13 protein-coding genes are annotated in these 11,778 nt (G+C 63.3%); 10 read left to right on the top strand and 3 right to left on the bottom strand.

Annotated elements, in window-relative coordinates; all coding sequences use genetic code 11:
• The first annotated feature begins 4 nt into the window (after positions 1–4).
• From ACFWIX_RS03535 to mscL, 3 genes are all read left to right on the top strand, one after another.
• Positions 5–841 (top strand): D-alanyl-D-alanine carboxypeptidase family protein, encoded by an 837-nt coding sequence (locus ACFWIX_RS03535; protein WP_377214708.1) that lies wholly within the window; start codon positions 5–7, stop codon positions 839–841.
• A gap of 104 nt (positions 842–945) precedes the next feature.
• The gene (locus tag ACFWIX_RS03530; protein ID WP_377214707.1) at positions 946–2,187 is read left to right on the top strand and encodes a glycosyltransferase family 87 protein; all 1,242 of its coding nucleotides are present in this window, start codon (positions 946–948) and stop codon (positions 2,185–2,187) included.
• A gap of 10 nt (positions 2,188–2,197) precedes the next feature.
• A complete protein-coding gene (mscL, locus tag ACFWIX_RS03525; protein WP_377214706.1) occupies positions 2,198–2,602 on the top strand; it encodes a large conductance mechanosensitive channel protein MscL in 405 nt (134 codons plus the stop codon).
• A gap of 66 nt (positions 2,603–2,668) precedes the next feature.
• Here the strand turns inward: mscL and glmM are convergent, their stop codons facing one another.
• The 3 genes from glmM to rplM all read right to left on the bottom strand — a co-directional run bounded on the left by glmM (position 2,669) and on the right by rplM (position 5,226).
• Complete coding sequence (glmM, locus tag ACFWIX_RS03520; RefSeq protein ID WP_377214705.1) at positions 2,669–4,030, bottom strand: phosphoglucosamine mutase; 1,362 nt, start codon at positions 4,028–4,030, stop codon at positions 2,669–2,671.
• A gap of 210 nt (positions 4,031–4,240) precedes the next feature.
• Positions 4,241–4,744, bottom strand: a complete 504-nt coding sequence (gene rpsI / locus ACFWIX_RS03515; protein WP_050054349.1) for a 30S ribosomal protein S9 — start codon at positions 4,742–4,744, stop codon at positions 4,241–4,243.
• A gap of 38 nt (positions 4,745–4,782) precedes the next feature.
• Positions 4,783–5,226: a 50S ribosomal protein L13 gene (rplM, locus tag ACFWIX_RS03510; protein ID WP_377214923.1), complete on the bottom strand. Its 444-nt coding sequence runs from the start codon at positions 5,224–5,226 to the stop codon at positions 4,783–4,785.
• A 296-nt stretch (positions 5,227–5,522) separates the two neighbouring features.
• On the opposite strand from rplM, the gene ACFWIX_RS03505 reads away from it, so the two are divergent.
• The 7 genes from ACFWIX_RS03505 to ACFWIX_RS03475 all read left to right on the top strand — a co-directional run bounded on the left by ACFWIX_RS03505 (position 5,523) and on the right by ACFWIX_RS03475 (position 11,660).
• Positions 5,523–6,185, top strand: a complete 663-nt coding sequence (locus ACFWIX_RS03505; protein ID WP_377214704.1) for a prepilin peptidase — start codon at positions 5,523–5,525, stop codon at positions 6,183–6,185.
• Positions 6,186–6,417: 232 nt separating this feature from the next.
• Positions 6,418–6,609: a Flp family type IVb pilin gene (locus ACFWIX_RS03500; RefSeq protein ID WP_377214703.1), complete on the top strand. Its 192-nt coding sequence runs from the start codon at positions 6,418–6,420 to the stop codon at positions 6,607–6,609.
• Between the two features lie 112 nt (positions 6,610–6,721).
• Positions 6,722–7,129 (top strand): TadE/TadG family type IV pilus assembly protein, encoded by a 408-nt coding sequence (locus ACFWIX_RS03495; protein WP_377214702.1) that lies wholly within the window; start codon positions 6,722–6,724, stop codon positions 7,127–7,129.
• The gene (locus tag ACFWIX_RS03490) at positions 7,129–8,169 is read left to right on the top strand and encodes a pilus assembly protein TadG-related protein (RefSeq protein ID WP_377214701.1); all 1,041 of its coding nucleotides are present in this window, start codon (positions 7,129–7,131) and stop codon (positions 8,167–8,169) included. The genes ACFWIX_RS03495 and ACFWIX_RS03490 overlap by 1 nt, the downstream gene beginning before the upstream one ends.
• A gap of 172 nt (positions 8,170–8,341) precedes the next feature.
• Positions 8,342–8,995, top strand: a complete 654-nt coding sequence (locus ACFWIX_RS03485; RefSeq protein ID WP_377214700.1) for a Flp pilus assembly protein CpaB — start codon at positions 8,342–8,344, stop codon at positions 8,993–8,995.
• Positions 8,995–10,194, top strand: a complete 1,200-nt coding sequence (locus ACFWIX_RS03480; protein ID WP_377214699.1) for a CpaE family protein — start codon at positions 8,995–8,997, stop codon at positions 10,192–10,194. Before ACFWIX_RS03485 ends, ACFWIX_RS03480 begins: the two co-directional genes overlap by 1 nt.
• Positions 10,191–11,660 (top strand): CpaF family protein, encoded by a 1,470-nt coding sequence (locus ACFWIX_RS03475; RefSeq protein ID WP_377214698.1) that lies wholly within the window; start codon positions 10,191–10,193, stop codon positions 11,658–11,660. Before ACFWIX_RS03480 ends, ACFWIX_RS03475 begins: the two co-directional genes overlap by 4 nt.
• The last annotated feature ends 118 nt before the right edge of the window (positions 11,661–11,778 follow it).

The raw sequence follows: 11,778 nt of genomic DNA, 5'->3' as shown, positions 1-11,778 counted from the left end.
ACACATGTGCCAGGACTGCGGTCCGCCGTCGCGCCGCTCCTTCGCACGCTTCCTCGCAGCCGGGACGGGGCTGACTGTACTGACCGCCTGCACGCACGAGGCTCCCAAGGCGGGGACGCCGTCGTCGGCCGTTCCACCGGCGTCGACTTCACCCTCCGCAAGCCCGACGACGGCACGCGCCACTGTGGCTGCCAGGCCCGCTCCCTCGCCAACCAAAGCGGCAGCGGGCAAGCCGTCGCGCTTTTCACTCACCGACCCGACGAGTCCCTGGTTGATTGTCAATAAGCACCGGCCGCTTGCCCCTGCAGATTTTGCACCGGCAGATTTAGTGCGGCCCGCGGTCGCCACCACGGCGTCCGGGGAGGCTGCACTGCTGAACAGCACGACGGCGGCGGCGGCCGAGGCGATGTTCGCGGCTGCCGCGGCGGACGGCGTCGCCCTGGTCCTGGCGAGCGGGTACCGCTCCTTCGCGGCGCAGACGGCGACCTATAACAGCCACGTGGCAGCGCGCGGGCAGGCGGATGCGGACACGGCGAGTGCTCGGCCGGGATATTCCGAGCATCAGACCGGCTGGGCCTTCGACATCGCCGACGGCGGCGGAGCGTGCGGTTTTCAGCCATGCTTCGCGGACCAGCCAGCCGCCGTGTGGGTGAAGGCGAACGGGCACCGCTTCGGGTTCGTGGTCCGCTACCCGTGGATGTTCCATCCGATCACGGGCTACTACTACGAGCCGTGGCACCTGCGTTACGTCGGGGTCGAGGCAGCCTCGGACATGGCGCAAAAGGGCGTGCACACACTGGAGGAATACTTCGGGGCGGGTGCGGCGCCGGGGTATGCCTAGGTGCTTCCGTCCCGCGGTTTTCCCGGTCCTGTAGTGTCCCTTCCATGGTGGGGAAACCAAGGGAAGCTGAACCCGGACGTCGAACAAGCCTGCTTCGGCGCGTCGTGCCGCGCATCGATGCCTTGATCACTCCGCAGCGATTGCGGGTCTACCCGATTCTACTCATCGTTGCCGGGGCTGTAGGGTTACTGGCCGGCAGCCTCGCCCGGATCATCGACCCCGGCACACAGGGCGCTTTCCTTCCGGACTACCTGGCTCACTGGACCGGCGGGCGGTTGCTGCTGGACGGCGCCGACAACCTCTATGATCCGGCGGTTCAATCAGAGCTCCAGGGCCGCGAGCTGGGGGCCGAGGTACCGCTGGCCTGGTTTGTCTCACTCCCGGTGGTGGCCGCGCTTTACGCCCCCCTCGCGCTGATTCCCTATAACCTCAGCGGCATCCTATGGTTTGTCCTCAACGCGGCGCTGCTGTGGTGGTGCTTCCTGGGTCTGAGGTTCCTGGCACCGCGTCTTTTCCAGAACCGGCGGACGACAGTCCTACTGTGCGCCTTGGCAGCGCCGCCGACTTTCGAAGCGCTGGGCAGCGGGCAGGACTCGGCGTTCGTGCTGGCCGTCTGGCTTATCGGCATCCGGCTCTTTACCCACGGTTACCCGGGCTGGGCGGGCGCGGTGCTAGGACTGGGGTTCACCAAACCGCAGCTCGTCCTGGTGATACCGCTGGTGTTGCTGGCCGTCCGCAGCTACAAGGCGCTGGCAGCTTTCATTGTCAGTGTCACCGCCATTGCGGCCGCTTCCCTGGCCCTGGTCGGTGTCGACGGCATCCGGCAATGGACGGCGGCGCTTGCCAGTCCGCTCTACATGACAGAAGTGCAGGAGGGCCAGGCCTGGAAGATGACAGGGCTGCCGTCACTGCTGCAGTCCTTGTTGCCGCCGGAGTGGGGCCAGGCAGTCGCGCCCATTCTGACGCTCATCTCACTGCCGATCGGCGCGGCCGTGCTGCTCACGGTGCTGTTACGGCACGGCGCGACTGCAGACACCGCCACCGTGCTGATCGCAACGCTTGCGACGAGCCTGACGTTTTCGCCTCACCTTGCCACCTACGACGCCGTGCTGTTCGTTCCCGTGGCCGTCTACCTCCTGGACCGATGGCCTCATCCGGGACTGCGTGTCGCCGTCGTCCTGGCGTTTGTCCTCATGTGGCTGGTCGCGCCCCTCCACCTGGCCGCCGGCATGTCCCCCTGGCTCTCGGCGCTGGATGCGCCGTGGTCCGCACTCCCCCTGGCCGCCATCTGGGTAGCAAGCCTCCGGGCACTGCGATCTGAACTGCCAGCACGTCGTCCACGATAGGTTTGATGACATGCTGACAGGATTTAAGAACTTCATCATGAAGGGCAATGTCGTTGACCTTGCCGTCGCGGTCGTCATCGGCACCGCCTTCGGCGCCGTCGTTACGGCCCTAGTGAACAAGGTCCTCATGCCGCTGATCGCGGGCCTCGTAGGCTCGCCGAACTTCGACAGTTTCGGCAGGGTCGACTTCAACGGCAATGCCGTGGAGTTCGGCGTTCTGCTGACGGCCATCGTCAACTTCCTGCTGATCGCCGCCGCAATCTACTTCGTGGTGGTGGTCCCCATGAACCACATGATCGAGTTCCGAAACCGGCGGCTGGGGATCAAGCACGACGTGAAAGAGGAGTCTGCTGAGGACCCGCAGATTGCACTGCTCACAGAGATCCGCGACTCCTTGCGGAGCCGGAACCTCTAGCCTGCCAGGAACCGCGGCGGCCCGCTTCCGGGACGGAGGCGGGCCGCAGTTAGTTAATCTCTCGGATCAGTCGCTGACCAGTTCCAGGGCAAGCTCGGTGCGGACTACCTGCGCCAGGCTTTCGGCAATCGACTGCGCGGTGGCCTCGTCCCCGGCTTCGACCATGACGCGGACTACCGGTTCCGTGCCGGACGGCCGGAGGAGGACTCGGCCGGTGTCGCCGAGCTGCGCTTCGGCGGCACGGACTGCCGCGGCCAGGCTGTCGCTGCTGCCCACACGGCTGCGGTCCACACCCTTGACGTTGATCAGTACCTGAGGAAGTTTCGTCATCACTCTTGCCAGTTCTTTCAGGGGCCGGCCGCTCAGGGCCACCTGCGCCGCCAACTGAAGACCGGTCAGCAGTCCGTCGCCGGTGGTGGCGTGATCAGCGAAAATTACGTGGCCGGACTGCTCGCCGCCGAGATTGAAGCCGCCCTCGCGCATGCCTTCAAGCACATAGCGGTCCCCGACGGCCGTCTCGCGGATGCTGATGCCCGCCTCCTTGAGCGCTATTTTGAGGCCCAGGTTGCTCATGACAGTCGCCACGAGGACGTCATCCTTCAACTTGCCGGAGGCCTTCAGGGCCACGGCAAGGATCGCCATAATCTGGTCGCCGTCCACCTCATTGCCCTCGTGGTCGACGGCGAGGCAGCGGTCGGCGTCACCGTCGTGGGCGATGCCAAGGTCGGCGCCGCGCTCCACGACGGCGGCTTTGAGCGGACCGAGGTGTGTGGAGCCCACGCCGTCGTTGATGTTCAGGCCATCCGGCTCCGCTCCAATGACGAAGACGTCGGCGCCGGCGTCCTTGAACAGCTGCGGGGAACAACCGCTCGCAGCACCATGGGCGCAGTCCAGGACTACCTTCAGGCCGTCCAGGCGGTGCGGCAGGGTGCCGAGGAGGTGGACAATATAGCGGTCTTCGGCGTCGGAGAAGCGCTGGATGCGTCCAACGTCGGCGCCGACGGGGCGCGGAGCCTCACCGCCCATTTGAGCCTCGATGGCGTCTTCGACGTCATCGGGAAGCTTCTGCCCTCCCTTGGCGAAGAACTTGATGCCGTTGTCCGGCGCGGGGTTGTGCGACGCAGAGATCATGACGCCGAAGTCCGCGTCCAGGTCTGCAACGAGGTAGGCAGCAGCGGGGGTGGGCAGAACGCCGGCGTCGTAGACGTCCACACCCGAACTGGAAAGACCGGCTTCCACGGCTGCTGCGATGAATTCACCACTCGCACGCGGGTCCCGCGCGACGACGGCGCGGGGCCGGGATCCGTTGGCGGCCCGGTCGTGGCCAAGCACGACGGCGGCCGCTTGGGCCAGCTTCATCGCCAGCTCTGCTGTCAACAGTCCGTTCGCCAGGCCCCGGACACCATCTGTTCCAAATAATCTAGACACCGGCTAAGTCTAGTTGATGGGGCGTGAACGCCCTGAATCGGCTGGCCATACGACTTTGGACGGCGGTTAAACGGCAGAAGCCCGCCCCGCCAATCGGCGGAACGGGCTTCTGCGTAAGCGGCGCTTGCGCTTGTGGAGCCAAGCGATAAAAAGCGCCGCGGGCCCCGGAATGTGGTCGCGCCAGCGGCCACATTCCGGGAAGGCGCCTTTTTAGCGCTTGGAGTACTGCTGGGCCTTGCGGGCCTTCTTGAGACCGGCCTTCTTACGCTCGATGACACGGGCGTCGCGGGACAGGTAACCGGCCTTCTTCAGCGTGGCGCGGTTGTTCTCGACGTCGATCTCGTTCAGCGAACGGGCGATGCCGAGACGCAGGGCGCCGGCCTGGCCGGAGATGCCGCCGCCGTGGATGCGGGCGATAACGTCGTAGGCGCCTTCGAGATCGAGGATCTTGAAGGGCTCGTTGACGTCCTGCTGGTGCAGCTTGTTCGGGAAGTAGTTGTCCAGCGCGCGGCCGTTGATGGTCCACTTGCCGGAGCCGGGCACGACGCGGACGCGTGCAACGGCTTCCTTGCGGCGGCCAACTGCTGCGCCGGCAACGGTCAGGGCCGGGCGCTCCTTCTTCGGCGCAGCTTCGGCAGCTGAGCTTTCAGAGGTGTAGCTGGTCAGGGTTTCCTCGGCCTCGACGGCCTCGGTGGTCTCTTCGTTCTGAGCCACGATTCTCCTTGTATAGATAAGTTGCTTGGTGGCCAGGACTACTGGGCGACCTGGGTGATTTCGAAAGTCTTGGGCTGCTGGGCGGCGTGGGGGTGCTCAGCACCGCGGTACACCTTCAGCTTGCCCAGCTGCTGTGCAGCCAGGGAGTTCTTGGGGAGCATGCCCTTGATGGCCTTCTCCACGGCGCGGACCGGGTTGGTTTCCAGGAGTTCCGCGTAGTTGACGGAGGTCAGGCCGCCCGGGTAGCCGGAGTGGCGGTATGCGCGCTTCTGCTCCAGCTTGGCGCCGGTGAGGGCAACCTTTTCAGCGTTGATGATGATGACGAAGTCGCCCATGTCCATGTGGGATGCATAGGTGGCCTTGTGCTTGCCGCGCAGCAGGATTGCGGTCTGGCTTGCAAGACGGCCAAGGACAACGTCTGTGGCGTCAATGACGTGCCACTGGCGGTTGATATCGCCGGGCTTCGGGGTGTACGTACGCACGGTGTTTGCCTCGTTCTTGTTCTGGCGTTCTTGTTTAGGTGTCACTAGCTCGTGCACCTACTGTCTGCGCGCTACCGGAACAGAGGTGAGGGCTCCATGTAACCAGTCATCCTGTGGTTCCGAATGTGCACGTCGAGTAGTCATCCTGCAACTGGATTCTCAAGCGGGCACGCACCATCGGAATAGGACACGCACAACGACTACCAAGATTAGCGCGTCAGGGGGTTCCGGGTCAAAATGGGGCTACCGGATGCCGACCGGGTCCTGGCCGGCCTGAGGAACGCGGGGGGGATGCAGTGATATTGACGCCGAGCGGGGACGTTTCGCCGTGGCTCTCGTTGGGCGCAGCCGTGCTGGGCTTTGTCCTCTCCCCGCTCGCGGAACTCCTGATCGCCAGGACCATGCCCCGCCTGGGCGACCTCCCCGCACTTCCTGTCAGGATTACGACGGCGGCAGTCACCGGAGCAGCCTGCGCCGCGTTCGCGCTTCGGTTTGGGAGTGCTCCGGAACTGCCGGCGTTTCTTTTGTTGGGCATATTGGGCGCCCAGTTGGCACGGACCGATCTCACCCAGCATCTGTTGCCGAATCCATTGGTTCTGGCCCTGCTCGCCGGGGGCGCTTTATTGCTGGTACTTGCGTGGGCAGTCAGCGGATATGCAACCGGACTTGTCCGCGGCCTGCTGGGCGCCGCAATCCTTTTCGCTGCCTATTTAATGCTGGCGCTTATCTCGCCGTCGGGCCTGGGGATGGGTGACGTCAAGCTGGCCGGCCCCCTCGGCCTGTACCTGGGCTACTTGGGCTGGAGCCACCTACTCTATGGCGCGCTCCTCGGCTTCATCCTTAATGGCGTCATCACTCTTGGGCTCGTCAGTGTACGGCGGCGTGGCAAGGGTACAGAGGTGGCCCACGGCCCGTCTATGCTGGCCGCCGCGGCCGGCGTCGCACTTCTCCTGGACTAGCCCGCCGACCCTCCGGCCGCTGCCGGGACGTCCGTTTCTGAGTACTCCCCCGCAATTTCCAAGTAGCGGCCATTTTTCCGCGCCCGAAAAGTCGAGTACCACTACGCATTGTTGCCTAATTCCCCGAATGACAATCTCGTCTTAGCGAAGGCCAGCCGCTGGGATTGAATGGGGTAGCTGGTAATTCGTTGAAATTCAATTAATCCATTTCACCGAATTTAAGGAAATAACAATGACTTCTCTCATGGTCTCAATGACCGCTTTCATCGCCGGCATCAAGGACCGCCTGGCTTCCGAAAAGGGAGCAACGATGGTGGAGTACGGCCTGATGGTCGCCCTGATCGCCATCGTGGTTGCCGTCGGCGCCACAGCCCTCGGCACGGGAATCAACCTCCTCTTCGGCGAGGTTGAAGGCCAGCTCTGATCGATCCACGCGCAACTGGTTCCGGCGGGCCCACCCGGGCCCGCCGGAACCAGTTCCGCCATCCATCCATTAGACCGGCAATCAGCTGGCCTTATAGACCCTGGGGGACGGTTTGAAACCGAAACAGAAAGAGCGCGGCGCAGTAGCCGTCGAGATGGCATTCATCCTTCCTCTGCTGCTTTTGATCCTCATCGGCACCATGGAGTTCGGCCGGGTATTCAACATTCAGAACTCATTGACGCAGGCTGCCCGGGAAGGTGCGCGGCATGCTGCGATCCACTATGACGACGGCTCGCTTGATGTCGAAGGGACCGCCCTGGGCGCCGCTCCCTCGCTGGACGGGCTGGGCGTCACCGTGACAGACAACGCTGCCAGTTGTTCGGACGGAAGCAACGTCGAAGTCACAACCAGTGTGACCCTCTCCTCCATGTCCGGATTCCTCGACTCCGGCTGGTTCGGGTCACCGGGCCTCTTCCCCATGACGCTGAACGGAACAGGAGTAATGCGATGCGGCGGTTAATGACGTGTCCCGGCCCAGGAACATTCGCCACGCGGAAGGACAACGAACGGGGCGCAGCCGCCGTCGTCGTGGCCTTTTCCATGGTGGTGCTCCTGGGATTTGCCGCCCTTGCCGTCGACGTCGGGGCCATGTACGCCGAGAAGACACAACTTCAGACTGGAGCTGACGCTACCGCCCTGGCGATCGCCGGGGACTGTGCAAAAGGGATCAGCTGCCCGACTGCCATGACGGATCCGGGCAATCGGCTCGCGGACGATAACGCCAACGACGGGTTCAGCGGGGTCTTCTCCGTTACACAGCCCAGCGCAACCTCGGTACGGGTTGAAACCAACGCCCAGCCCGTCGGCTCCGCGGACGACAGCTTTACCTTGTATTTTGCCCGGGTCCTGGGACACGAGGCGACTTCCATCCATGCAGTAGCAGAAGCATCCTGGGGCGCGCCCTCCCGAGCGACGACACTGCCCTGGACCATTAGCCAATGCGTCTTCGAGCAATACCTTTCACCCAGCCAGCTTGCCGAGCTTAACTCGACGGGCAGCTTCACGGGTGACCCCATTCCGACGCACATTCTCCTGCGCTATGACGAGAACACTCCGGATTACCCCGGTTGCGCTCCCCAAAACGGCTATGCCGAGGGTGGATTCGGATGGCTTGACCGGGATTCGGGGTGCACCGCAGACATTGATATCGCGGCCTCCGAAATCGGAAATGATCCGGGCAACGATTTTCCCTCAGAATGCACGTCCATCATTTCCACCCTGTTGGACGATCCCATCCTGGTTCCCATCTTCAGCACTGCGACCGGAACGGGACAACACGCAACGTACGGATTGACCGGCTTTATCGCCTTCCAGGTCACCGGATACAAGTTTGGCGGAGGCCCATCACTGACGAATCTGGACCCTGCCGCCCCCTCGTGCAATGGCAACTGCCGGGGCATTCAGGGCTTCTTCACCCGCTACGTGACCCTCGAAGAGGGGCTTGCAGCGAGTGGTGGAACACCAAACTACGGCGCAACCGCAGTTTGGCTCTCGGAGTAGCCGCCGGCCTCTCCACTCGCGAACCAATTAAAGAAGAAGGAGAAATCTCGTGAAATCACGCCTACTGGGAGGCATTGCGGCTCTGGTATTAGCCGTCATCGGAACTGTACTGCTTGTGGTTTATGTACAAGGAGCCGACAACAGAGCGGCGCAAGGGCTGGAACCCGTCAACGTGCTGGTCGTAAAAGAGTCCGTACCCGCAGGAACTAAGGCGGAGGAGCTCAACAAGTTCGTCCAGGAAGAATCAATCCCGCAGGCTGCAGTTCCCGAGGGGGCACTGGAGAGCCTCGGCGACCAGAACGGCAAAGTGACCTCCGTAGCCCTGCAGCCGGGGGAACAGCTCCTGGCCTCGCGCCTGGTGGACCCAAGGGAGCTGGTGCCTGGCACCGTTCCAGTCCCCAAGGGCCTCGAGGAAGTCACTGTGCTCCTGACTCCTGAACGCCTCCTAGGCGGGCGGATCGAAGCCGGAGATAAGGTCACGGTCTTCACCTCGTTCAAGACCGAAGAGGACATTCCCGCCGGTGCCCGTGTGCCAGCCGAACTCAAGGGCTGGAAGCAGTCCACCGGGATTCTGTTCCACGACGTCCTGGTCACAGCCGTCCAGAAAGCCGCGCCTGACACCAAGAAGACCGGGTCCGAGTCCCAGGATTCCCAGAATGGCGTACAAATGCCCAACGGGTCGGCATTTGTCACGGTAGCCCGCACCGATGCAGACGCCGCCAAGCTCGTATTCGGCGCAGAGTTCGGCACGATCTGGCTGGCGAAACAGACCGATTCCAGCACCAAGAGCGACCCCCCGGTCACCACCCTTGGAGGGCTGTACTAATGAGCCGGTTTGTAGCCATCACCGCCGTCCGCGACTTCGAGGCAAGAATTCGTCAGGCCATAACAGGAGCCCTCCACGGCGAACTGCAGACCCTGACGCCCGAAGTGCTGGCAGGCGGTCCCGACGATGTATTCCGCCAGCTCTCCGGAGCCCCACCCGAGGTGCTGATCCTGGGTCCCGGTGTCACTCCGGATGAGGCCCTGAAACTTGCTACAGTCTTCGACCTGCAATATCCCGAGGTCAGCCTGCTGCTGGTGGCCGAGCCCACGCCGGACCTCGTACTTAAGGCGATGCACTCAGGGATCCGGGATGTGCTCACTCCGGACATCGTCATCAACGACCTCCGGGTACTGCTGGAACGGGCATGTCTTGCTTCTGCCAGCCGCCGGAGGGGCATGGCCCCGGCGGCGGAATCAGGGCAGGAACGCGGAAGGGTAGTCGCCGTTATGTCCCCCAAAGGCGGCGTGGGGAAGACCACCGTAGCCACCAACCTGGCCATCGGACTGGGCAAGGTGGCGCCCATGGGCGTGGTCATCGTGGACCTTGACCTGCAGTTCGGTGACGTGGCATCCGGTCTTCTGTTGGAGCCCGAGCACTGCATCACCGAGGCCGTCCACGGGTCTGCGTCCCAGGACTCCATGGTGCTGAAGGCTTACCTTACGGTCCACCCGGCCGGAATTTATGCCCTCTGCGCGCCCCGCACCCCGGCGGAGTCGGACTACATCACCGCGGACCACGTGAGCCGGCTCATCAACCAACTGGCAAGCGAGTTCAAGTACGTGGTGGTGGACACCGCTCCGGGCCTTGGCGAGCACGTCCTGGCGACCCTGGAGCAGGCAACGGATGCCGTGTGGGTGTGCGGCATGGACGTGCCGAGTGTCAGGGGGCTGCGCAAGTGCTTCAGTGTCCTCAAGGAACTTCAACTCATACCGCAGGGCCGCCATACGGTCCTCAATTTCGCCGACCGTAAGAGCGGCCTCTCAGTCCAGGATGTGGAGGCCACCATCGGCGTACCCATCGATGCAGTGGTCCCGCGTTCGCGGACCCTGCCTTTTTCCACAAATCGCGGCGTCCCGGTGCTGCAGAGCACCACCAGGGATTCAGCTTCCAAGGGTTTGAAGAAGCTGGTGGACCGCTTCGACCCGGCATGGGTCTCCTCTTCCCACAACAAACTGCACCGGAGGGTGGTTGTATCGTGAGGCTTTCAGATCGGCTGGCCAAGTCAGCTACAGAAAATCCGGTTGCGGCCACGCAGGATGCCCCGGCAGCAGCGGCCGCCACACCGCCGGCAGCCTATGCAGAAGTACCGTCACAGCCTGCCCGCAGTCCGCTGGCCGCAACACTGAGCGCCACTGCGGCACCGCCGGCACAGTCCGTGGACGCGCTCGCAGGGCTCAAGCAGCGCGCAGCCCTGGCCCTCTTTGAACGGATGGGAACACGGTTCGGCGATTCAGCGTCGTCAGAGGAGGACCTGCGGGCATCAGCGGTTGAAGAGCTCTCGGCCGTCATAGATGAAGAACAGGTTCCCCTGTCTCCGGAAGAACGCCGTCGCCTCATTCGGGAAATCGCCGACGAGGTCATGGGTTTTGGTCCCCTCCAGCGACTGCTGGAGGATCCGTCCGTGACGGAAATCATGGTCAACAGGTTCGACCAGATCTATATCGAGCGCGGCGGGCACCTGCACCTCACAGGAGCGCAGTTCAGCTCTGACGACCACCTCCGTAAGGTAATCGAACGCATCGTCTCCAAGGTAGGCCGACGTATCGACGAATCTTCCCCACTGGTGGACGCCCGACTGGAGGACGGCTCACGTGTCAATGCGATCATTCCGCCCTTGGCCGTGAACGGCCCGTCGCTAACCATCCGGAAGTTCAGCCATGTACCCCTCACGGTCCGTAACCTCATCGAATGGGGCTCGCTGACGGTGGAGATGGCAGAACTGCTCAGCGCCTGCGTTAAGGCGCGGCTCAACGTCATCGTTTCCGGCGGCACGGGTACCGGCAAAACGACGCTGCTGAACGTTCTCTCCTCGTTTATCCCCGAAGACGACCGCATTGTCACCATCGAGGATGCCGTCGAACTGCAGTTGCAGCAGGAGCACGTGGTCCGGTTGGAAAGCAGGCCTCCCAACATTGAAGGCAAGGGCGCCGTCAATATCCGCGAGTTGGTGAGGAACTCCCTGCGCATGCGGCCCGACCGAATCATCGTTGGCGAAGTCCGTGGCGGCGAGTCGCTGGATATGCTCCAGGCCATGAACACTGGCCACGACGGCTCTCTGTCAACAGTGCACGCCAATTCGCCCAGAGATGCGATCGCCCGCCTGGAGACGCTGGTGCTGATGGCAGGGATGGATCTTCCATTGCGTGCCATCAGGGAGCAGGTGGCATCCGCTGTGGATCTGATCGTCCAGGTCACCAGGCTTCGCGATGGCAGCCGGCGCGTCACGCACGTGACGGAGGTCCAGGGCATGGAAGGGGAAATTGTCACCTTGCAGGACGTTTTCCTCTTTGATTATTCAGCCGGAATGGACCCGCAGGGCCGGTTCCTGGGCAAGCCTGCATCCACAGGAATCCGTCCCCGATTCCTCGACCGCTTCGCAGAAGTGGGCATCTCGGTTTCGCCGGCAGTATTTGGTGCAGACATGGCACCCTATGGGAGGCGGTAGCAATGGAGTCACCATTGCTACTGGCAACTGCCGTCGTCCTGTGTCTTGGCGCTTTGCTGGTTCTTTTCCTTGTAGTTCTCAGACCGACCAACGGGGCCATTCCGATGGCGCGGCGCCG

Source organism: Pseudarthrobacter sp. NPDC058362 (assembly GCF_042723515.1).
GTDB lineage: Bacteria > Actinomycetota > Actinomycetes > Actinomycetales > Micrococcaceae > Arthrobacter.
This window is presented reverse-complemented; position numbering and strand designations above follow the sequence as displayed.